This is a genomic window from Psychrobacter nivimaris (assembly GCF_904846365.1).
Classification (GTDB): Bacteria; Pseudomonadota; Gammaproteobacteria; order Pseudomonadales; family Moraxellaceae; genus Psychrobacter; species Psychrobacter nivimaris_B.
Genome location: NZ_CAJHAL010000004.1, coordinates 55,701 through 78,141, shown reverse-complemented (window position 1 = coordinate 78,141; position 22,441 = coordinate 55,701). Strand labels below are relative to the sequence as shown.

Genomic DNA, 22,441 nt, shown 5'->3' with positions numbered 1-22,441 from the left:
ATCCGAACAAGATACCGTAAAATATATTTTTACTTCATGTATATATAGGGTCTGCTCCAATGGAAACGCCTCAATCAACACCATCTCTAGACATCGCCGTAGCAACTGACTATCAAATAGAATCCGTTGCGCTCATTGACCGCGCTATTAAAATACGCTGGAATGATGGTATTGACAGCACCTACCACTATATCTGGCTGCGTGATAACTGCCCATCGGCTTTTCATCCGCACACTGGCGAGCGTAGCTTTGATTTGCTGAGTATCTCAAAAGATATCCATCCACTTTCTGTTTCTTTTAATGACACAACGCTGACGATTGAATGGTCAGAACAAGCACATATCAGCCACTTTGATCAGAGTTGGTTACGTGAGTTTGGGTATTCTAGTGCATTGGCCAAGGACCATAGCAGTCCTTATGAAAGTTGGGATGGCACGTTTATTGACCACATCCCCATGTATGACCAGCAGAGTATCATGACCAGTGACAGTGCTTTATATGAGTGGATGAGTGCGCTGGATAAATATGGGCTTACCATTATTGATAATATGCCAGATGACTCTGATGCTGGCGTACAGACCGCTATGCGAGTCGATTATCTACGGCAAACTAATTTCGGTATGACCTTTGATGTCATATCAGAGAAGTCGCCTATTAATTTGGCTTATACCTCGCTCTCATTACCTTTGCATACCGACTTGCCAAATCAGGAACTGCCTCCAGGCTATCAATTTTTGCATTTTTTGAGTAATGAAAGCATAGGCGGCGAATCTACTTTCGTAGATGGGTTAAAGGTGTTAGAAGGTTTACGAGAAGAGCAGCCGGAGTATTTTCGCTTGCTTGCCGAATATGCCATCCCCTTTCGTTTTCATGACAGCGCCCATGATATCCGTGAGCACCACCCTGTCATCAATTTAGACAACTTTGGCAACATCGTCGAAATCAAATACAACGCCCATCTTGCAGATGTTTTCGATTTACCAAGTGACGTTATGTACGACTACTACCTTGCTTATCGAGAGCTGATGGCTCGATTAAAAGACAGTCGCTATAAGATTGAGTTAAAACTAGCGGCTGGTCAAATGGTGGTTTTTGATAACCGCCGAGTCCTGCATGGGCGTAACGCATTTGATGAAAACGTCGGTGAGCGTCGTCTCAAAGGCTGTTATGTTGACCGCTCAGAATTTAAAAGCCGTTTACGAACGCTCAAAAAGCAACTGGCTTAAAGCTATCCGCAAGCTAGCTAAAGCATGGAGCACTGAGCCCACAAAAAAAGCCCCATTTCTCCTCTCTAAACATGAGAGAAGAGAAATGGGGCTTAATATTATTCACTTACTGACTTATAGTTATCATAATCTTATAGTGCTAATAGTGGCCTTAATAACTGGATTCATGATATAAGGTTTTATGTGCTTCTATTCTAAAGTCTGCAGCGCTGACAGCAGGCGTTATACCATGTGCACTGTACTTGGCTTGTATGATCTTTTCTTCCTCACGGAATAGCACATTTTGCGCTTCTTGCTTGAAGTCATGATAGCTAATGGCGGTGTCATCTTCATGACCGTCAATAACTATAGGTTTGCTAGGCTGGTTTTGGCTATTCGAATGCTGTTGTGCAGCCTGATTAGCATTAGCCTCTTTAGTAATGTTGCTGACTGTTAAACCGTTATTAGTCGTCGACGCTTGAGATAGCGTGGAAGAAATACGGTTAGACATATAGAAGGCGGATATTAGAACAATACAGATGACACTGATAATAGCAAAAACAAGGCTACGGGGTCTGATGCTTTTTGGCTCGATATCATTATTCACGTTTTCTGATTCATTCATAGTTACGTACCGTCTAATTTATATCATAAATGGCACATAAACGCGCCTTTTACATAATGATACGAATTTTATATTGTGTTGCAACAATTTCTAGTACGAGCGCTCGAATAAATTGATAGACGGTTATCTAACCGTCTGAAATGGTATAAAACGTAAATCCTTTAATTATTGGTTTCGCGGTACAAGGTAGTCTGCGACTCTTGTCTAAAGTCCTCATAAGTTATAGCAGCTTCCTCAGTAGCTATAACAGTGGCATCATTTTCTGGTGTAGGAGCTTCAGAGGTTGACTCTGATTCATTAGCAGCTGGCAGGTCCTGTCTATTATTGTCCAAATTATCTTGCTGAGTAGTGGCTGGTTTCGTACTTACAGGGTTAACGTCATCCGTAGTTGTTTGACTGTCAGTAGACAGTTCTGGATCAGCACTAACAGCTGGTGTACTGTCTGTCTCTACGTTATCATCAGTACTGTTATCTTTATCATCAACCGTAGAAGTAGATAAGACTCCTGAAAATACAAGCATTAATGCAATAGCAACCAATACGATTAAACCAATCGCCATAGCCATCATGAATGGTTTCTTGCTTTTGATCACTTTATTGTCTATGACTGGCTCTTCGATAACTGATTCAGACACATCCTCAATTTTTAAAGAGATGTTTAAAGAATCATCATCCGATATCTCAGTTATGTTAGATTCACTATGGTCAATCGTAGAGGGTGACTCTGTTTGGTTACTATTATCTATATTGTTACGATCTATATATTCTGGGGCCTCTGTATCTGAACTGACATCATTGACATCAATACTAATGCTGTCGCTATCGTTAGCGATATTCAGCACATGATTTTCAGATACATTTTCAAATAATGTACTTGTATTTGAGGCTTTAGAGGTGGTGTTTTCTGCTGTAGCATCTTCTGTTTCTAGCAATAATTCTTGTTCACTGCTTTGATCTTCAAACAGCTGCAACTCTTCTGTGCTCAAGGGTTCGAAAGCGGCAAGGTTCTTTGCACTTTCTAATGTTTCAAACGCAGCCTGATCGTTCTCTTCAGAACCATGGACTCGATTAATAAAGCGTTCATAGATGTCGTTGTTATTACGCTTACGCGACTTTTGGTCAATAATTCTAGCCAATTTTTCATCAAAATTGGTGCCAGCGTCTTTTTTTTCGTCGCTCATAGAATAATACCAAACCAGTTTTTTCTACTGGTGTTAAATGATTGCTAGAATGAATTTTCTTACTATAGTGTAACAGTGTTATTAGCCACCAATATAGTTGCTCAACCTATTATCTTCAAGCACAATTTATGGGATAACGCTAATATTGATAAGAACTATTCTAAATAATATGATAAATCAACCTTAAGAACTGTTCTATGTAGAGATAGCATAGACTATGACAGGCTCAATAGTATGGATTTAAAACAGCTCAATGCATTTATCGCGGTTGCCGACTTGCGCAGCTTTAGCGCTGCCGCCACCAAAACAGGACTGTCACAGCCGAGCCTGAGTCGCTTGCTAAAACAGTTAGAGACTGACATGGGCGTGGTGCTTATTGATCGCTACCACAGACCACTACATCTGACAGAAGCGGGCAGTTTTTTCTACGATAAAATAAGCACCATACTGACCGAGATTGATACGGTGACCAGTATGACTCAGCGTCTATCAGCACCAAGCAGCGTTTTAAATATAGGTTTTGTGCCCTCAGTGCTATATGGCCTACTGCCTGAAATCATTGCCACGCTTAAACAGTTCAGCCCTGATATCGATGTTAATTTAAAAGACATTAGCTCATATCAACAAATGGATGCCCTCAAGTCTGGTGAGATTGATGTTGGTTTTGGCCGATTTGCACACCAAGATCCATGGATTCAGCAGATTCTGCTACGTCATGAACGCTACGTGGTGGCATTACCAAAATCACACCCGCTTGCCAATGTACGTAAGCAGCGCTTGATAGACCTAGCGAACAATCGCTTAATTTTATATCATCAAACACATTTGCCAGTATCGTCCACGGTGACGACAGAGGCAGTGACCCAAGCGAACGACAAGTTATCTACAAATAGAGTCAACCGTGCTGCTACTCATGAAGCAGCATCTAGCGAGCCTATTACTGAGCCTTTACTACATCTTTTTGCCCAGTATGGCATCTCACCTTTTATGACCACGACAGTCAGCGATTTGCAGGTAGCATTGGGACTGGTCGCGGCAGGCGAAGGCATTACATTGGTGCCTGCCAGCTTGCAAACCGTACGTACGGAACAGATCAGTTATCAACGTTTGGTTCATGAAAATGTCACCTCCCCTATTTATTTACACACCCTCAAAGACTTTGTACACCCAAAAATACCTGACTTGCTCACAGCCATTTATCACGTCTACGAACAGCGCGGCATCACTTATCGGCAGCAAAAATTTGTGTCACAGGCCTAAATGGGCAGATATCCGATGAATATTGTGTTATAAAGAACCGCCAAAAATAATTCATTTTAAATATTGATATTATTTTATAAGTATGCTAACTAACAAGAATGGCAATGCAAACAAATAGTAATAATAACTAGAATAATCATTCTCCTAGACAGTGTTGGTGTGATAAAGTCGATACGATGTAAATCGTTTTATATTTAGACGGTTTATAGGACGTTCTTTCATGATCATTGGCAAGCTGACACAGGTAAGTGATAATTTGCTGTTTAAACCATTTCGAGGTATTCATGTCCACACAACAACTCAACAACCCAAGTGCCCCTGACGATAGCGTTGCCTCGCAACAAGAGGGCTTTAGCTGGCGCATCTTTGGCCCAGGCATTTTGATGGCAACTGCTGCCATTGGTGGTTCGCATTTGATTTCGTCAACACAGGCCGGTGCTATCTATGGCTGGCAACTGGCCATTATGATTGTATTGGCTAACGTGTTTAAGTATCCGTTTTTTCGCTTTGCAACTGACTACGTCTACGATACTGGCGAGAGTTTGATTGCAGGCTATGCCAAACGCTCAAAGGTATACCTCTGGGTATATTTTATTCTTTCTATCTTGTCAGCGGTTATCAGTACGGGTGCGGTTTCACTTATTGCTGCCGTAATTTTGGGCTTTATGTTGCCAGCCTCACTTGGTCTGTCGACAATGGCGTTATCTCTCATTATCGTCGCAGTCTCTTGGTTCTTTTTGATTGCAGGGCATTATAAGTTGCTCGATGGTGTGACTAAGTGGATTATGATTGCGCTTACCACGGCAACCGTTGCTGCAGTTATCATTGCTGCTGGCAAGCCAACCGTTATGGCAGTAGATTTTGTGGCGGCCTCTCCTTGGAATTTAGCCACGTTGGGCTTTATCGTAGCACTCATGGGCTGGATGCCAGCACCGCTTGAGTTTGCTGCAATTACCTCTATGTGGACCTCTGCCAAAGTCAAAGCGGATCACACCACGCATAGCCAAGGCTTGTTAGATTTTAACGTTGGCTATGCAGTATCAGCGATATTGGCGTTGTTCTTCTTATCGTTAGGTGTGTTTGTCCAGTACGGATCAGGACAAGAGATTGAGTTGGTCGGCGGTGCTTATATCAACCAGTTAATCAATATGTATACCGCAACCATTGGTGAATGGTCGAGATTGCTGGTCGCTTTCGTCGCCTTTATGTGTATGTTCGGCACAACCATTACCTGTGCTGATGGCTATGGACGCGCTAATGCTGAATGCTGGCGCCTGCTAAAAGGTGAAAGCGAAATCAATAAAAAGCAGATCGCTTTTTGGACGACCTATGCTATCGGTGGTGGTCTAGTAATTATCACTTTCTTCACAGGACAACTAGGCGCTATGCTTAAGTTTGCCATGATATCGGCGTTCGTCTCTGCGCCTATTTTTGGTTGGTTAAACTACTCATTGGTTAAAAAGCATAAGAAACTGTCAGCAGGTATGAATGCTCTGTCTATCGCGGGTCTAATATTCTTGGCAGGCTTCGCATTATTGTTCTTGGCCAATCTTGCAGGTCTATTTGCTTAAGCTTTTGCTTAATATAAGACTCAGCACTTAACAATCTTATTTAAGCGAAACATAAGCCCTAATAGCCTAGCTGTTGGGGCTTTTTGATAGGTGTCGTTAAATTAATGAAACAATAGTCATGAAATAGCAAACTTAGTAATTGTAACTAAATGTAAAAACCATAACGTTCTAGAAGCTGCAATTTTAAGTAATATGAATACTTATCATAGGAAATTACCAATAACTGCATAATGCTATTTTAATTATGAATACTATTATAAATACTACATTTAATTATTATTGAAACTAAATATTAATTAAGAACTCAAACTTTTCAGGCATGAATAATTGAGTATAATCAGCTACAACAATTAGAATATTTTCCCTCTATGCAAGGACAATCATATGACTTCATCTTCAGCAGGCGCGCGCTTTCGCAATGCCCTCGTTCAAAAAAATGATAACAACCAACCATTACAGATTGCAGGCGCTATCAATGCCTATACAGCGATGATGGCGACCCAAGTTGGTCATCAAGCGTTGTACCTCTCTGGTGCTGGCGTGGCCAATGCCTCATTTGGCTTGCCTGATCTCGGTATGACCAGCCTTGATAACGTACTAGAAGATGCTCGCCGTATTACCGATGCCGTTGACACACCGCTATTGGTTGATATCGATACTGGCTTTGGTGGCGCGTTTAACATCGCTCAAACCATCAGAAAGATGGAAAAAGCAGGCGTCGCGGCGGTACATATCGAAGACCAAGTGGCACAAAAACGTTGTGGTCATCGCCCTAATAAAGAAATCGTTAGTATCTCAGAGATGGTCGACCGTCTAAAAGCGGCATTGGACGCAAAGACTGACCCTGACTTTGTAGTGATGGCTCGTACAGACGCCCTATCAGTAGAAGGTTTGGACGCTGCTGTCGAGCGCGCCGTTGCCTTTCAAGAAGCGGGCGCAGATATGATTTTTGCAGAAGCGCTAACCGATATCGAAATGTATCGTAAGTTCACCGATGTACTCGACATTCCAGTACTGGCAAACATGACAGAGTTTGGTCAGACAGATCTATATACCACTGACCAGTTGTATAGTGTGGGTGTAGAGATGGTGCTATATCCACTATCTGCCTTCCGCGCTATGAACAAAGCGGCATTGAACGTTTATCAGCACTTATTAGATGATGGCACACAAGACAAAGTCGTCGATACCATGCAGACTCGCATGGAGCTCTATGATTTCTTGAACTATCATGAGTTTGAGCAGACACTAGACAAGCTATTTGCTGATAATAAGTAGTTAATAACTGCCAATTAGCAACGCCGAAACGATAAACCATCTCTGTGTGCTTTATCGTTTCAAAATCCGTCTTTATTTATCTTTAGGTTATTTATGCCATTTTTTACTGCTCATACGGTTGTCAAATCCTCACTACTTAGTAGCACGCTTGCGGCGCTGTTATTCATGACGGGCTGTGATAAAACACCAGAAAACGTCGACGATACTACCAATGATACGAGCGAGACTGTTGTTAGCGAAAGCGAAACTGCGCCATCAGAGACTGATGCTCAAAATGACTTGATCATGACGACGATTACGTTAGATACCGTCAACAGCCTATTGTTTGCACCAATTATCAATAGCGGCGCGCTCAGTGAAGAGCAAGTCAGCTGCCTCGAGTCACGCGACAAAGATTTGGGTAAAGCGGAAGTCGATCGTTTTTATAAGAGTCAGTTTACCGATGCAGAGTTAAAAGAGTTAGATGACTTTTATACGTCAGACGTTGGCAAAAAGCTGCTTGCTTTTGGCAATGAGCAATTGCGTGTCATGAATGGCGAAGAAGTCGCAACGCCAATGGCTGAACCTACTCCAGAAGAAATGACAGAGATTCAGACATTTATGGAGTCACCACTGGGTGCCAAGTATATGAAGATCAATAATGCAGAAGGCGAAGGCAGCGCAATGGAAGTCTTAAATGGCCCCATTGAAGCTGAATTTGAGCGTTGTAACGTCGATTTTGACGGTCCACAGCCTGAACAGCCTGCGTAACGCTAAACTGGCGCTATAGTCATTAACCAATAAATTTATTATCAGAAACATCGTTTTCACTCAAAAAAGCTACCAACAAAAGGAATGTAAACATGGCAGCACAAAAAGAACTTTCAGGCGCAGGTCTACGTGGACAAGTCGCTGGTAAAACCTCTCTATCTACCGTTGGCAAATCAGGCTCTGGTCTGACCTATCGCGGTTATGATGTATCAGAGCTGGCAGATAAATGTATTTTTGAAGAAGTGGCGTATTTGCTGCTATACGGCAACTTGCCTACTCAAAGCGAGCTTGATGCCTATCAAGCCAAACTCAAAAGCTTACGCGGCCTACCACAAGCATTAAAAGACGTACTTGAACGTATCCCAGCCGACGCGCATCCAATGGATGTGCTACGTACTGGCTGCTCTATGCTTGGCAACCTTGAGACCGAAACCGATTTTGCTCAGCAAAACGATCAAACTGACCGTATGCTAGCGGCCTTCCCATCGATTATCAATTATTGGTATCGTTTTACCCACGACAATGTACGTATCGAGACCGATACAGATGATGCCACTATTGGTGGTCATTTCTTACATTTGCTCAAAGGCGAAAAACCAAACGAGCTGCACGAAAAAGTAATGAACGTCTCGCTTATCCTTTATGCAGAGCATGAGTTTAACGCGTCGACCTTTACCGCTCGTGTGTGTGCATCTACCTTGTCTGATATCCATTCTTGTATCACTGGTGCCATCGGTTCACTACGCGGTCCATTGCATGGCGGAGCGAATGAAGCAGCGATGGATATGATTGAAGGTTTTAGTTCACCTGATGAGGCTGAAGAAGAAATGATGGGTATGCTGGCGCGTAAAGACAAAATCATGGGCTTTGGTCATGCGATCTATAGCGAGTCAGATCCGCGTAACGTCGTGATTAAAGGCTGGGCTGAGAAACTGGCCGCTGACGTGGGTGATGAAGTGCTATACCCAGTATCAGTACGCTGTGAAGAAGTCATGTGGCGTGAGAAGAAACTGTTCTGTAATGCTGACTTTTTCCATGCTTCTGCTTATCACTTTATGGGTATCCCAACCAAACTGTTCACCCCTATCTTTGTCTGCTCACGCTTGACTGGTTGGGCAGCCCACGTGTTTGAACAACGTGCCAATAACCGTATCATTCGCCCAAGTGCAGAATATACCGGTGAAGAGTTGCGTCCAGTACCAGATATGAGTGCGCGTTAATTTTTCTTGATATAGATGGTTTGCAGGGTGTGTCTTCCTTACGTGTTTTAAAACTATGTATGAATCACACCCTACAAATACTTACCTCTAACGCTTTAAAAGTTTTTTTAGCAAACTCTGCTTTTATCTTGATGATTTTGCTAAAAGAACTATTCTTTTTTAGCCCTCATTCCAACCAGCCAACAGCCAAAGGTGACTTATGGACAACGCCCTAGTACAACCAATGAACGAACAATTCAAAAAGCCACTTCCCGGTACTGATTTGTATTATTTTGACACCCGTGAGGCCGTCGAGAGCATCGAAGCTGGCGCGTATGACAAGCTACCATTTTGCTCAAAAGTATTGTGTGAAAACCTAGTACGCCGTTGCCCACCAGAAGAGTTGACCGATGCGCTAAAGCAGCACATCGAAGGCAAGCAAGATCTAGACTTTCCTTGGTACCCTGCCCGCGTCGTTTGTCATGATATCTTGGGTCAGACAGCGTTTGTTGATTTGGCAGGCCTACGTGATGCTATCGCTGAGCAAGGCGGTGATCCGTCTAAGGTAAACCCTATCGTGCCAACTCAGCTTATCGTTGACCATTCATTGGCCGTTGAGCACGCAGGCTTTGAAGACGATGCGTTTGAGAAAAACCGTGCGATTGAAGAACGCCGCAACGATGACCGTTTTCACTTCATCAACTGGTGCCAGTATGCCTTTGACAATGTAAACGTCGTGCCGCCTGGTAACGGAATCATGCATCAGATTAACCTAGAAAAAATGTCACCTGTCGTACAGGTCGTGCACAATAAATCCGGTGAAGAAGTCGCGTTTGCCGACACCTTAGTTGGTACTGATAGCCACACGCCGATGGTCGATGCACTAGGTGTGATCTCAATCGGTGTTGGCGGTCTAGAAGCCGAAAGCGTCATGCTAGGTAACCCCTCATATATGCGCCTGCCTGATTACGTTGGTGTTAAATTAACAGGCAAATTGCAAAAAGGCATCACTGGTACGGATCTCGTACTGGCGATGACTGAGTTCTTACGCGACGCAGGTGTGGTCTCTACCTATATCGAATTCTTTGGTGACGGTGCACGCCAGCTAAGTGTCGGTGACCGCGCTTCTATCTCCAACATGACGCCTGAATATGGTGCCACTGCCGCGATGTTCTATATTGATGAGCAAACCACTGACTATCTACGTTTGACTGGTCGCTCTGAAGAGCAGATTAAATTGGTTGAGCAATACGCCAAGCAAACGGGCCTATGGGCTGACGGCATGGAAAAAGCCGAATACGCACGCGTACTTGAGTTTGATTTGTCATCAGTTGGTCGTAATATGGCAGGCCCGTCGCGTCCCCATGCCCGTGTATCGACTACCGACTTGGTTGCCAAAGGTATCGCTCATGGCGCTGACGAAAAACTGCCTGAACCAAAAGATGGTTTGATGCCAGATGGCGCGGTTATTATCGCGGCTATTACCAGCTGTACCAATACTTCAAACCCACGCAACATGGTGGCCGCAGGCCTTGTCGCCCGTAATGCTAATGCCAAAGGATTGTTACGTAAGCCTTGGGTGAAATCATCATTAGCACCCGGCTCAAAAACCGTCAAAATGTATTTAGAAGAAGCAGGTCTGATGCCAGAATTGCAAGAAATTGGCTTTGATGTAGTCGGTTTCGCTTGTACGACGTGTAACGGTATGAGCGGTGCGCTCGATCCTGACATCGAAAAAGAAATCATTGATAACGATTTATTTACCACGGCTGTGCTGTCTGGTAACCGTAACTTTGATGGTCGTATCCATCCGTATGCTAAGCAAGCATTTTTGGCATCACCGCCGCTTGTTATTGCGTATGCCATCGCCGGTAATATTCGCTTTGATATCGAAAAAGATTCATTGGGTAAAGATCAACAAGGCAATGATATTTATCTAAAAGACATTTGGTTTGATGATGACGAGGTTGATGCCATCGTCGCTGCTGCTGTTAAGCCTGAACAATTCAATGCCGTATATATCCCAATGTTTGACGAAGCCAAAAAAGACACAGGTAAAGCGTTAAGTCCATTATATGACTGGCGTGAAATGACCACTTATATCCGCCGCCCACCGTACTGGGAAGGCAAAATGGCCAAGAAAAATAAACTGACAGGTTTACGTCCGCTTGCAGTCCTTGGTGATAACATCACAACCGACCATATGTCACCATCAAACGCCATTCTTGGCTCATCAGCAGCTGGCGAGTATCTCGATACTATGGGCTTGCCTGCTGAGGACTATAACTCATACGCAACCCATCGCGGCGACCATTTAACCGCGCAACGCGCCACCTTTGCCAACCCTAAACTATTGAACGAAATGGTACGCGATGAAGATGGCGAAGTTGTCCAAGGCTCACTGGCGCGCGTCGAACCAGAAGGTCAAGTCATGCGCATGTGGGAAGCGATTGAAACCTACATGAACCGTGAGCAGCCGCTTATCATTATCGCAGGTGATGGCTATGGTCAAGGGTCAAGCCGTGACTGGGCTGCCAAAGGCGTGCGTCTCGCTGGCGTAGAAGCCGTCGTTGCTGAAGACTTTGAGCGTATTCATCGTCAAAACTTAGTTGGCATGGGCGCGCTGCCTTTACAGTTCGAAGAAGGTACGACTCGCCATACGTTAGATATCGATGGTACGGAAACCTTTGATGTCACAGGTGAAGTCTCTGCTGGCGGGTTGATGACTCTAGTAATCCATCGTGCCGATGGTAGTACCACTGAGACGCCGATTATCTGCCGCTTAGATACGGCTGATGAGGTTAAAATGTACAATGCTGGCGGTATGCTACAACGCTTTGCTAAAGAGTTTATCGAGGGTACGTTAGATATTGTTTAGGTTCTATAAAATTTGAATAACATAAGAACCGATGCTTTATAGTTTTTTATATGGCATCGGTTTTTTCGTTGATAATAATGGATATTTGTATGGTATTTTATAGAGGTTATTACTAAGAGAGATTCTATGAAAACTATCAGTTTTGCTAAGGAAAACAGAGACTTTGAAGCTGTCTTAGATACAGTAAATAATAATGCTGAGATGATGTTTGTAAATCGACAGAATGGTAATGATGCGGTCATTATGTCGCTTGCTCATTATAATAGTTTAATGGAGACACTTTATTTATTGAAGTCGCCTGCTAATAGTTCACATTTATCTGAGTCTATTCAACAGTATCGTGCTGGTCAATTTACGGTACGTGGTCTTAAGGATAAGACCTCATATTAAATCAGCTCTCACCTCTTTTATTATGATTTCTGATAAGCTATCTCAGACTTAGATAGTCAACTTGAGTTTGATAAATATAATTTGGAGTAGTAATGCATAAAATTAAAGAATTACACATAAAGAATTATAAATCTTGCCAAGAAACAAAGATAACTCTTGAAAACTATACGCCTTTGGTTGGATATAATAATGCTGGTAAATCAAATATTTTAAAATGCGTCGATACTTTAGTACGTGGGAAAGGTCAAAATGAATCAAGCTTTTTTGATAATACAAAACCTATCGAGATTATTGCATTACTAGAAGGTCTCGATAACACATCTCTACAGCATTTAAGCCAACAACAGATTACTAGCCTTGAGCCACATATTGAAGAAGGTTCATTGTATGTTCGATTCTTTCAAGAGAAACCTGGTACTGGAAAAAACTCTGTTGTGATGGGTATACAGAAACCTTCAGAACTACAGCTTGATGTGTGGATAAACCCTAATGGATTACCACAAGCAATAACCACATTATTCCCTGAGCCAACTTTCATAAACTCGATGGAGGATTCGGCAGAAGACGTTTCTAAGTTCAAAGCCAGTAATACAATAGGAAAACTCATTGCTCACCTACAAACAGAAATTATAAATTCTAAAGCAATAGAGATAAATAACGCTCTTGAAGTAGTAGGTAAAAAATTAAGTCTGAATGGTAGCGAAAGACTGGATGAGTTAGCCAATTTTGACGCATCTATCAACGATAAAATAACGGATTTCTTTCCAGGGTTATCATTAAATATTGATATACCCACCCCGAGTATTGCAGATTTATTTAAACAAGGAACAATTAAAGTTAGTGAAGTTGGTACGGTAAGACAGTCGGATTTCATTGACATGGGGCATGGTTCACAGCGGGCTATCCAAATGACATTAATTAGACACTTAGCAGAAATAACAAAAGATGTTACTAAGCAAGGAAAGACAAATATACTTCTAATTGATGAACCCGAATTATTTTTACACCCACAAGCAGTTGAACTACTAAGATCCTCTTTAAAAACTCTTTCTAATAGAGGTTATCAAATTATATTCTCTACACATTCACCATATATGATTGAACAATCAGACATACCAATTACAAATATTGTTCGAAAACATAGTAATGGAACTGTAGTAACAACAAGGTTGAAAGAAGCACTTTCACAAATTTTGATTGATAACGATTCTCAAGCTAGGCTGCTTTTCGACACCTATAACCTTGGTCAAATATTATTTTCTGATAAAGTTTTAATTGCTGAAGGAGCTACTGAAAAAACAGTGTTACCAACATTGTTTCATAAAGTAATGGGTAAAACTTTAGGAGAGCATAAACTAGCTCTCGTAATTGCAGACGGTACAGGCAATATTCCAAAAATGATAGAAATACTCGATAGAATGGGAATTGTTACTAAAGGCCTAGCTGATTTAGACTTTGCCTTTACGAGTGCAGTAGATCAAAGTTTAATACAAATAACAGACTCATCTGTAGATGAATGTCTGACTATAGTACAAAAAATTCAATCAACACATAATTTTCACTTGAATGGTAGGCTACCATGCAAGGGTAATGGCTTTAAGGCCAGTCAGATCTATGAACTAATGGCAGCAGAAAGCGATGCAACGGTTCATCTTGACAAAATAAGAGAGGATATGAAAAATCACTCCATTTGGGTGTGGTCTAAAGGAGCTATAGAGCCACACTTATGCCTCGAAACTAAAAATAATGGAGAGTGGTTAAGATTCAGACAGAGATTGGCCACTGAAAGTGTTGAAAACTGTGTTGATGACTTAGATGAAATTAGAGACTTCTTTAATTGGTGTATCAGCTAGATTTTTTAGTCGTTTCACTGTTTTTTTTGATCAAAATATTTTATATCGTTTTACCTCGTTGAAAATACTAAACAGGAATTTAAAAAATGTCTAAATCAAAACCCTCTTTCGCCCCACAACTATCCGTTCCTGCTACCTATATGCGCGGTGGTACCTCAAAAGGCACTTTCTTTAAATTATCTGATTTACCTGAGCGTTGCCAAGTCGCTGGCAAGTCACGTGATAACTTCCTATTACGGGTCATCGGCAGCCCAGATCCTTACGGCAAGCAAATCGATGGTTTGGGCAATGGTAGCTCTAGTACATCAAAAACGGTTATTCTATCGGCCTCTGACAGACCAGACCACGATGTGAATTATCTGTTCGGACAAGTCAATATCGCTAAGCCTATGATTGATTGGGCGGGTAACTGTGGCAACTTGACTGCAGCGGTTGGTGCTTGCGCGATTAATATGGGTTTGGTCGATGCCGACAAGATTATTAACAGCATCGATGACAATGCAAATAGCGGTATTTGTGAAGTACGCATTTGGCAAGAAAATATCGGTAAAACGATTATTGCCCATGTTCCCGTCTATAAAGACGCAAATGACAAAGTACAAGTTCAAGAGACGGGCGATTTTGAATTAGACGGTGTCACCTTCCCTGCTGCTGAAGTCAAAATTGAGTTTATTGACCCTGTAGATGCTACTAGCGACATGTTCCCGACGGGCAATTTGGTCGATGATTTCGATGTATCAGGCTGCGGTCTAGAGGCTGATAGCATCAAAGCGACCTTCATTAGCGCAGGCATCCCAACCATCTTTATAAACGCAGAAGATTTGGGCTTTACGGGTACTGAGCTACAAGGCGACATCAATAGTGATAGTGAGCGACTTACCAAGCTTGAAAAAATCCGTGCCACAGGCGGCGTGGCGATGGGATTATTTAAAGATGTGAGCGAGGCGCAAACCAGCCAACACATTCCTAAAATCGCTTGGGTAGGTGCAGCACAGAGCTATAGCGCCTCTAGTGGTAAGTCGGTCGATGCAGGCGAGATTGACTTAGTGGTACGTGCCATGAGTATGGGTCAATTGCATCACGCTATGATGGGTACAGCAGCAGTCGCGATTGCCGCTGCCGCAACCACACAAGGCACGCTCGTCAATCAAGCGGCAGGTTCTGGCGAGCTTACAGAAGTGCGTTTTGGCCATCCATCAGGGACATTACTCGTCGGTGGTAAGACTGAACAGGTCGATGGGCGCTGGCAAGCCAAAAAAGTGTCGATGAGTCGTTCAGCAAGGCGTATCATGGTTGGTGAAGTTTTCGTGCCAGCGGATGCATTTTAAGCGTAGCCATGGCTTATTTTAATTTGCGATAGAGTTTTATGCCAACATCTCCCCAATCCCGCCGTGTACAGTTAGACAAGAAACCTCCCGTCGAGAAGAAAGAACGGCGGGCGCTGCTGTGGGATATTCTAAAAAAACTGGCGGTATTTGCTAAACCTTATCGCTTGCTGATCATCGCCACCTTAGCGCTGACTGCCCTAGGCTCCTTTACCGCGCAGGTCAATGCGTTTGTGCTGCGTTATACCGTTGATACGTTGACCGAAATTGCCACGCTTACCGAGCCATGGCAGGCAGGTCTGCGAATGCTAGGGATTATTAGCGCTGTCCTCCTGACCAAAGAGATCCTGTCGATATTTATCTCTTTTGGTCAGCGTTTTTTTGGTGAAAAGATTCGTATCAACTTATCTCGTGATCTGTCTCAAAAAATCATTGAACGCATCCTTACTTACCGGATGGCGTTCTATACCAGCAGTGAGAATGACAGTGGCAAACTGCAAACCCGTATCGATTATGGGGTCAGCAGCTTAACCAGCCTCGTGCAAAACTTCTTTATCGACATGCTACCGCTATTTGCCAATGCAATTGTGGCACTTATTATCATGTTTTCGACCAATTTTTGGGTTGGCATGGTCGGTCTTATTATCATACCCATTTACTTTTTTATCAGTCAAAAGCAAGCACGCCGTCTGCAAGGTTTTCGTCGGCAGATGCGCGGGTTTCGAGAAGCCAAAAGCGGTTTGGTGATCTCTTTGATTAATTCAATCAGCGTGGTGAAATCCTTTGTCCGTGAGTCCATCGAGGCTGAGAAGCACTTAGCCATTCAAAAGGAAATGACCGACAATCAACTGCGCATTCGTAGTATTGGCTTTATTTATGATGCCATCAAAACCTTTATCGAGCAGATTGGGGTGGTGGTTATCATCCTTCTCACCGCTTATTTTGTGCTACAAGGTGAGATGACCATTGGTATGATTCTTTTTCATGTCATGCTGTTTCAGAACGTTGCCGCCCCTATCCGTCAATTGCACCGCATCTACGACCAGATCAATAATGCATTGACCTATGCCGAAGGGTTTTTTGATATTTTAGAAGACGATAAACAAGTCGAAAACATCGATGGCATCAGTAGCGAAAACCTCAAAGGCCATATCGAGCTTAAAAACGTTGATTTTACCTACCCGAATGGCACACAAGCGCTAAAAAACGTCAGCTTTACTATCAAGCCCAATCGTATCACCGCGTTGGTTGGCCTTTCTGGCGCTGGCAAGAGCACGATTATCAATCTATTAGTCAAGTTTTACGCGCCAGACGCTGGTACGATTTGTCTAGATGGGCATGATTTGGCTGACTGTGATACCCACGAATTGCGTCAGCGCATCGGCCTAGTACTACAGAGTAATCATATTTTTTCGGGTACGATCAGTGAAAACATCCGTTATGGGGATATGAATGCTAGCGAAGATGACATCATCGTGGCTGCAAAAAAAGCCTCTATCCACGAGCAGGTCATAGGGTTAGCTGATGGCTATGAGAGCACTGCTAAGTCATTATCAGGCGGTCAACAGCAGCGTATCGCGCTGGCAAGGATGTTCTTAAAAGACCCGCCCATTGTATTTTTGGACGAGCCGACAGCCAGTCTAGATGCTATAGCCAGTCAACAGGTCAAAAAAAGCCTTGATCTGATCAAAAAAGACCGTACCGTCATTATGGTCTCACACAATATCGCTCAAATTATCGATGCCGACGATCTCGTAGTGATAGAAAATGGCGAAGTGGTTGAGACAGGTACACATGAGGAACTTTATGCCCAACGCGGCAAATACTTTGAAATCTTTAGCGCTATGTCTGATAGCCTAAACTTAGACAAAATCAGCCAAACCCTAAACGGTTAGGAATGGTTAATGCCTGCCTAAATCGTTATAATGCCAATCTTTTACTGCCTATTGCCAGAAGCTAGCCCACTATGACTTGTGAATTTTCTTTAAAAACCTTTGACGAGCTGACCTCAGTTGATCTTTATCATATTTTAAAGGCGCGCTCGCAAGTGTTTGTCGTCGAACAAAACTGTGCCTATCAAGATATGGATGAAGTGGATTTTGATTGCTTGCACCTAATCGCTCATCAAAATGCAGCACTGGTGGGCTATTGCCGTATTATCCCACCTGAGTTTAATAAGCTAAAATCCAATCTATCAGTAGCTGATCCTGCGATTAAGACCAACCACACTGCGATGCCTGCTATCGGTAGAGTGCTTGTGCTATCGAAGCATAGAGGTGATGGCCTAGCACGGCAGATGATGAATCAGGCTATTACACAGTGCCGCAAAAAGTACGGTAAAAAGCGTCCGATTATCATCTCGGCACAGGTTTACTTACTTAGCTTTTACGAGTCGCTAGGTTTTGTGCCTGAAGGCGAGCACTACCTCGAGGACAATATCGAGCATGTAAAAATGGTGCTATACGTTGCTAAGAAAAATAAAATCAAAAAAGAGAGCACGGATACTGCGTCAACCACGACCAAAGTGTTAAGTTTCCTGCTGTTTATCATGGCCGCTTTGTTTGTTTTAGGTCTGTTGTACTTAATGATTTAGATCGCTGCTAACGTCTTAATTCTTAACATAATTCAAATTGGTTGTTCCATATTGAGTGTGCTACTTTTAAATGATGATCCCTTTAAAAGGATGGCTGAGATAGTCAGTCAAGGAAGTAGCACACTCAGGATGAGGAACCAACCATGTCAAATACTAATTCAAATAAAAATGATGTGACGGTAGAGAGTAACGTCCGTCCAGAATATGACGATGAAATTCAAAAAATTGCCGATTACGTTCTCAACTATTCAATAGACGAGCAGTCCCCAAACCCTACTGATGCGTGGAATACTGCACGCCACTGTCTGATGGACACACTTGGCTGCGGTCTATTGGCGCTGCGCTTCCCTGAGTGCACCAAGCACTTGGGGCCTGATTGCCCCGATCAAATAACGCCGCATGGCGCTCGCGTCCCTGGCACCTTCTATAGACTAGACCCCATCAAAGCCGCTTTTGATATTGGCTGCATGGTGCGCTGGCTTGACTATAACGATACGTGGCTTGCTGCAGAATGGGGCCATCCTTCTGATAACTTGGGTGGTATCTTGGCGGTCGCCGACTATATTAGTCAGAAAAATATCAGCCAAGGACAAGCACCATTGACCATGAGAGCAGTGCTTGAAGCCATGATCATGGCACATGAGATTCAAGGTATACTGGCACTCGAAAACTCATTCAATCGTGTGGGGCTCGATCATGTATTTTTGGTCAAGTTAGCATCAACTGCCGTCGTCGCAAAACTTTATCAGCTGCCACGTGAGCGCATCATGGCAGCGATTTCACAAGCCATCGTCGATGGTCAGGCACTGCGCACCTATCGGCATGCACCCAATGCTGGCAGCCGAAAATCATGGGCGGCAGGTGATGCAACCAGTCGTGCGGTACGTCTGGTAGATATAACGGCGCGCGGTGAAATGGGTATTCCTGGCGCATTAACCGCACCGCAGTGGGGATTCTATGATGTGCTATTTAGCCATACCAATAAGGACCTAGCCACGAAGCCTGAAGACGATCGTCGCTTTAAATTCCAGCGAGATTTTGGTAGTTACGTGATGGAAAATATCTTATTTAAAATAAGTTTTCCTGCTGAGTTTCATGCTCAGACCGCTTGTGAAGCGGCAGTTATTTTGCACCCACACATCGAAGACAGAATTGACGATATCGACAAAATCGTTCTAATCACACATGACTCAGCGATTCGCATCATCTCAAAAGAAGGCGCGCTTGCCAATCCGGCCGATCGTGACCACTGCTTGCAGTATATGGTGGCTGTGCCGTTATTGACAGGCGATCTGATGGCAGAGAACTACGAAGATGACTATCACGAACAGCATTTGTCAATCGATGAGCTGCGCAGCAAGATGGTTGTAGAAGAAAACGCGCAGTATTCAAAAGACTATCATGACCCAAGCAAGCGCTCTATTGCCAATGCCATTCAAGTATTCTTTAACGATGGCAGCAGTACAGAAAAAGTGGCTGTAGAGTATCCTATTGGCCATAAGCGTCGCCGAGCCGAAGGTATCCCTGTGCTGGAAGCCAAGTTCCGCGCCAGTCTGGTCACTCGCTTTATCGAAAGTCGCTGTCAGCAGATCGTTGAGTTATGCGACGATCAAGAAAGACTAGAACAGACGCCTGTTAATGAGTTTATGTCGCTGTTTGAAGCGTATTAGATTTATGGCTCACTAGTACGCTAGCGTCAGTTTAACGACTACCAAGGTATTGACTCTCCAGCCCAATCGACAAAACTGCCTGACTGGGTAGCAGTCATCTCTGAGAGCACCTCCAATAAGCATTCTGCGCTATACGCTGGCGAGAACAGATGTCCTTCAGCGACATTGCCTTGAAACGGCGCGGAAAGTTGGGTATTCACGGTGCCTGGTTGCATAACGACCACGCATACATCTTTAAGTGATCTGCTCCATTCAATACTTAAGTTTTTCATCCCCATATTAAGAGCCGCCTTACTTATTCTATAGCTATACCAGCCGCCTAGTTGATTGTCAGTGATGCTACCGACGCGGGCTGATACGGTCGCAAAAACAGCAGGATGATTGGCGCTTCGATTAGCCTTGGCGAGCAACGGTTTGATGTGTTTGGCTATCAGTAAACTGGCTAGCGCATTGATTTGCATATTTTGCAAAAAGAACTCTGTTTCCATCTGTCGCAAGGCCTTTTCTGGCTGCGCTGTCGCCGTATGTAGTAATCCCACACAGTTGATCACCCAATCCACATGACCGACCATCTGTTTAATGGTATCGGCAGCTTTTTTGATGCTGTCCTCATCACTGACGTCCATTGGCAGCCAGTGCAGGTTTTCTGCTTCAATGTTTGGCTTATTGCGATGATAAGTGGCGAAGACTTGTGTGCGATGGCTTTGATTAGATTGACTGTCCGTTTGATTAGCAGTCGTTTTTTGTATTAGCTGCTGTACCATGGCTTGACCAATGCCGCCTGTTCCACCGATGATAAGATAGGTTTTATTATTCATTTCGTTATTCATATGGCACCTTCCTTTTTTTGATATGTCTCTTTGATATGTCTCTTTGATATGTCTCTTTGATACGTTTTTTGACACGATTTGGTTTTATATATTTATTTTGGCTGATTTTATAAGCGTTTACTATGATAGAAATAATACAAGTCATCCTCATTCTATATACGCTACAATAATCTATAACGATTAAAGCGACTGTTTTCGGATTGCTATTTCTTATATTGACACCTTCATACGGATATTATCGCATTATGCTATCACCCCAAGATCAACTGACCGAGCTGGTACGTGCTTTAGAGACCGATCAGCACGTCTTTGCCACTGACTCGTTATTAATCACGGAAAAGCTACAGGGCGAGGACGGTACGCCTATTCAAAAGCTGCATCGACGGGCATCACGTATAGATAGTAACGGGGCGCTTGCGCGTGTGCTAGGCAAGATTGACGGTCGTATAAAAGGCATTATGATCGTTATGAGCGTGGTATGGTGTATCTCAGGATTTTTGGGGTTATTCACGCTATTGCAGTCTAATGTTGTGAATTTCTTTTATGTGTTGGTCTGTCTACTTGGTTTTCATACCATTATGCTTGGCGGCTGGCTTTTCATGACACTTGTCAATCGAGATCAGCAAGCGCCCAGTTGGTTTGCGAGCTTTGTCAGTCCGAGTTATCTCATACGTGGTAAAGATGATGTGACTAAGGCTGCCGTCGATCTGTATGAGCGCCAGTTGCAGCACAGCGGTATGCGTTGGTATTTGGGACGGTTTAGCCATCAGTTATGGCTTGCGACATTGACCGGTATGCTGCTTGCGATTATATTTTTGCTGGTTGTACGTCAGTATAGCTTTAGCTGGGAGTCAACATTACTCTCTGATCAGGCACTGGTGAGCTTGACTCAAGTATTAGGCTGGCTACCGAGTATGGTAGGATTTGGTGTGCCAGACAGTACGGCAATCGCACAGAGCAGGCTTGTCACTGAAGCCATGCCACTGTCTGTTGCAAGGCAATGGGCAGGATTACTGGTCGGTAGCTTGCTGATGTACGGTATTGTACCGCGAGCGATAGCATGGGCGTTCTGTGCATTGATGTTCCGCCGCAAAAAAATGCGTTTGGATATCAAACAGCCCTATTATCAAAAAATCCTAAACTTTTGGCAGCGGCATGTGGTGGATGCTGATGACTTTACTGAGGCGCCAGCCCCGATCGCTCCAAAGGCGACGGTCAGTGCGGGCAAGAAGTTAGTTGCTCTGCTTGAATACCCTGCAGATCAGGACAAATGGTGGCAGTCAGGTCTTGATGGCAGCAGCCATAGTCTTGAAAAATTAAGCGAGATTGAAGATTTTGGTATCGTCGATGACCGTGATGATATGACACGGCTTAAAAACTACTTAGATGCGCATCCGGTGCAAGTTTTACTTGGCATTCATAGCAATGCACTGCCCGACCGCGGTACGCTACGCAAACTCGATCAAATCGCTGCTCATGCAAAAGATGGGCTTATCGTACAACTGCTTAGTGATAACAGCGTTTCTACAGGGTTGACTGATGCTCGTACCGATGATGAGCCATCAGACAAACAAGTGGTTCGTTATCAGCAGTGGCAAACGGCACTCTCTGCACGAAAAATTGGCTTGGTTGATATAGATGCTTAATACATTCTAATTTTTAATCTATTACTTGCAATCTATTTTTCATATATGAACTTATCATTATGACTAGCATGATATACAATAAATAAATATTATAGATGAGTGGTTCTATTTATCATCAATGAGTAGAGTCATTCATATGACAGCGGTTAAAGCAGTTTTTTGATAGCTGTGACGTCATATCAAGACG

Annotated in this window: 17 protein-coding genes; 14 read left to right on the top strand and 3 right to left on the bottom strand. The window is 43.4% G+C overall.

The features are described 5' to 3' along the window. The first annotated feature begins 59 nt into the window (after positions 1-59). Positions 60-1,226 (top strand): TauD/TfdA family dioxygenase, encoded by a 1,167-nt coding sequence (locus JMX63_RS03250; RefSeq protein WP_201570891.1) that lies wholly within the window; start codon positions 60-62, stop codon positions 1,224-1,226. A gap of 151 nt (positions 1,227-1,377) precedes the next feature. On the opposite strand, the gene JMX63_RS03245 is transcribed toward JMX63_RS03250, so the two are convergent. Together JMX63_RS03245 and JMX63_RS03240 are read right to left on the bottom strand one after the other, a co-directional pair. After that, positions 1,378-1,830 carry a hypothetical protein gene (locus tag JMX63_RS03245; RefSeq protein WP_201570889.1) on the bottom strand — a complete coding sequence of 151 codons (453 nt, stop codon included), beginning with the start codon at positions 1,828-1,830 and terminating at the stop codon, positions 1,378-1,380. Positions 1,831-1,991: 161 nt separating this feature from the next. Continuing rightward, positions 1,992-3,011 carry a hypothetical protein gene (locus JMX63_RS03240; RefSeq protein ID WP_201570888.1) on the bottom strand — a complete coding sequence of 340 codons (1,020 nt, stop codon included), beginning with the start codon at positions 3,009-3,011 and terminating at the stop codon, positions 1,992-1,994. Positions 3,012-3,245: 234 nt separating this feature from the next. Between JMX63_RS03240 and JMX63_RS03235 the strand changes: the two genes are divergently transcribed. The 12 genes from JMX63_RS03235 (at position 3,246) to JMX63_RS03180 (ending at position 19,778) form a co-directional block, all read left to right on the top strand. Then, positions 3,246-4,271, top strand: coding sequence for a LysR family transcriptional regulator (locus tag JMX63_RS03235; RefSeq protein ID WP_201570887.1), 1,026 nt, complete (start codon positions 3,246-3,248; stop codon positions 4,269-4,271). A 284-nt stretch (positions 4,272-4,555) separates the two neighbouring features. Then, positions 4,556-5,842, top strand: a complete 1,287-nt coding sequence (locus tag JMX63_RS03230; RefSeq protein ID WP_406947811.1) for an NRAMP family divalent metal transporter — start codon at positions 4,556-4,558, stop codon at positions 5,840-5,842. A 384-nt stretch (positions 5,843-6,226) separates the two neighbouring features. Beyond that, the gene (gene prpB, locus JMX63_RS03225; RefSeq protein ID WP_165598035.1) at positions 6,227-7,120 is read left to right on the top strand and encodes a methylisocitrate lyase; all 894 of its coding nucleotides are present in this window, start codon (positions 6,227-6,229) and stop codon (positions 7,118-7,120) included. A 93-nt stretch (positions 7,121-7,213) separates the two neighbouring features. Next, a complete protein-coding gene (locus JMX63_RS03220) occupies positions 7,214-7,870 on the top strand; it encodes a DUF2059 domain-containing protein (protein ID WP_201570886.1) in 657 nt (218 codons plus the stop codon). 92 nt (positions 7,871-7,962) lie between these two features. Continuing rightward, entirely contained in the window at positions 7,963-9,090 is a 1,128-nt protein-coding gene (prpC, locus tag JMX63_RS03215) for a bifunctional 2-methylcitrate synthase/citrate synthase (protein WP_102090708.1), read from the top strand. 223 nt (positions 9,091-9,313) lie between these two features. After that, complete coding sequence (acnD, locus tag JMX63_RS03210; protein ID WP_201570961.1) at positions 9,314-11,947, top strand: Fe/S-dependent 2-methylisocitrate dehydratase AcnD; 2,634 nt, start codon at positions 9,314-9,316, stop codon at positions 11,945-11,947. A gap of 126 nt (positions 11,948-12,073) precedes the next feature. Continuing rightward, positions 12,074-12,337, top strand: coding sequence for a type II toxin-antitoxin system Phd/YefM family antitoxin (locus tag JMX63_RS03205; RefSeq protein WP_201570885.1), 264 nt, complete (start codon positions 12,074-12,076; stop codon positions 12,335-12,337). Between the two features lie 92 nt (positions 12,338-12,429). After that, complete coding sequence (locus JMX63_RS03200; protein ID WP_201570884.1) at positions 12,430-14,190, top strand: ATP-dependent nuclease; 1,761 nt, start codon at positions 12,430-12,432, stop codon at positions 14,188-14,190. Between the two features lie 86 nt (positions 14,191-14,276). After that, positions 14,277-15,518, top strand: a complete 1,242-nt coding sequence (gene prpF / locus JMX63_RS03195; RefSeq protein WP_201570883.1) for a 2-methylaconitate cis-trans isomerase PrpF — start codon at positions 14,277-14,279, stop codon at positions 15,516-15,518. Positions 15,519-15,556: 38 nt separating this feature from the next. Continuing rightward, the gene (locus tag JMX63_RS03190) at positions 15,557-17,410 is read left to right on the top strand and encodes an ABC transporter ATP-binding protein (protein ID WP_227673219.1); all 1,854 of its coding nucleotides are present in this window, start codon (positions 15,557-15,559) and stop codon (positions 17,408-17,410) included. A gap of 71 nt (positions 17,411-17,481) precedes the next feature. Then, positions 17,482-18,108, top strand: coding sequence for a GNAT family N-acetyltransferase (locus JMX63_RS03185; protein WP_201570882.1), 627 nt, complete (start codon positions 17,482-17,484; stop codon positions 18,106-18,108). Between the two features lie 143 nt (positions 18,109-18,251). Continuing rightward, positions 18,252-19,778, top strand: a complete 1,527-nt coding sequence (locus tag JMX63_RS03180; RefSeq protein ID WP_201570880.1) for a bifunctional 2-methylcitrate dehydratase/aconitate hydratase — start codon at positions 18,252-18,254, stop codon at positions 19,776-19,778. Between the two features lie 38 nt (positions 19,779-19,816). Here the strand turns inward: JMX63_RS03180 and JMX63_RS03175 are convergent, their stop codons facing one another. Beyond that, positions 19,817-20,608, bottom strand: a complete 792-nt coding sequence (locus JMX63_RS03175; RefSeq protein WP_265089084.1) for an SDR family oxidoreductase — start codon at positions 20,606-20,608, stop codon at positions 19,817-19,819. 245 nt (positions 20,609-20,853) lie between these two features. Here JMX63_RS03175 and JMX63_RS03170 point away from each other — a divergent pair, with 245 nt between their 5' ends. Continuing rightward, entirely contained in the window at positions 20,854-22,254 is a 1,401-nt protein-coding gene (locus tag JMX63_RS03170) for a DUF2868 domain-containing protein (RefSeq protein WP_201570878.1), read from the top strand. The last annotated feature ends 187 nt before the right edge of the window (positions 22,255-22,441 follow it).

What these genes read in the sequence shown, in the direction of transcription:
- JMX63_RS03240 (WP_201570888.1), bottom strand. Translation starts at nt 3,011, where the DNA reads ATGAGCGACGAAAAAAAAGACGCTGGCACCAATTTTGATGAAAAATTG.
- JMX63_RS03175 (WP_265089084.1), bottom strand. Translation starts at nt 20,608, where the DNA reads ATGAATAACGAAATGAATAATAAAACCTATCTTATCATCGGTGGAACA.
- JMX63_RS03230 (WP_406947811.1), top strand. Translation starts at nt 4,556, where the DNA reads ATGTCCACACAACAACTCAACAACCCAAGTGCCCCTGACGATAGCGTT.
- JMX63_RS03235 (WP_201570887.1), top strand. Translation starts at nt 3,246, where the DNA reads ATGGATTTAAAACAGCTCAATGCATTTATCGCGGTTGCCGACTTGCGC.
- prpC (WP_102090708.1), top strand. Translation starts at nt 7,963, where the DNA reads ATGGCAGCACAAAAAGAACTTTCAGGCGCAGGTCTACGTGGACAAGTC.
- JMX63_RS03200 (WP_201570884.1), top strand. Translation starts at nt 12,430, where the DNA reads ATGCATAAAATTAAAGAATTACACATAAAGAATTATAAATCTTGCCAA.
- acnD (WP_201570961.1), top strand. Translation starts at nt 9,314, where the DNA reads ATGAACGAACAATTCAAAAAGCCACTTCCCGGTACTGATTTGTATTAT.
- JMX63_RS03180 (WP_201570880.1), top strand. Translation starts at nt 18,252, where the DNA reads ATGTCAAATACTAATTCAAATAAAAATGATGTGACGGTAGAGAGTAAC.
- prpF (WP_201570883.1), top strand. Translation starts at nt 14,277, where the DNA reads ATGTCTAAATCAAAACCCTCTTTCGCCCCACAACTATCCGTTCCTGCT.
- JMX63_RS03170 (WP_201570878.1), top strand. Translation starts at nt 20,854, where the DNA reads ATGCTATCACCCCAAGATCAACTGACCGAGCTGGTACGTGCTTTAGAG.
- prpB (WP_165598035.1), top strand. Translation starts at nt 6,227, where the DNA reads ATGACTTCATCTTCAGCAGGCGCGCGCTTTCGCAATGCCCTCGTTCAA.
- JMX63_RS03205 (WP_201570885.1), top strand. Translation starts at nt 12,074, where the DNA reads ATGAAAACTATCAGTTTTGCTAAGGAAAACAGAGACTTTGAAGCTGTC.
- JMX63_RS03220 (WP_201570886.1), top strand. Translation starts at nt 7,214, where the DNA reads ATGCCATTTTTTACTGCTCATACGGTTGTCAAATCCTCACTACTTAGT.
- JMX63_RS03245 (WP_201570889.1), bottom strand. Translation starts at nt 1,830, where the DNA reads ATGAATGAATCAGAAAACGTGAATAATGATATCGAGCCAAAAAGCATC.
- JMX63_RS03250 (WP_201570891.1), top strand. Translation starts at nt 60, where the DNA reads ATGGAAACGCCTCAATCAACACCATCTCTAGACATCGCCGTAGCAACT.
- JMX63_RS03190 (WP_227673219.1), top strand. Translation starts at nt 15,557, where the DNA reads ATGCCAACATCTCCCCAATCCCGCCGTGTACAGTTAGACAAGAAACCT.
- JMX63_RS03185 (WP_201570882.1), top strand. Translation starts at nt 17,482, where the DNA reads ATGACTTGTGAATTTTCTTTAAAAACCTTTGACGAGCTGACCTCAGTT.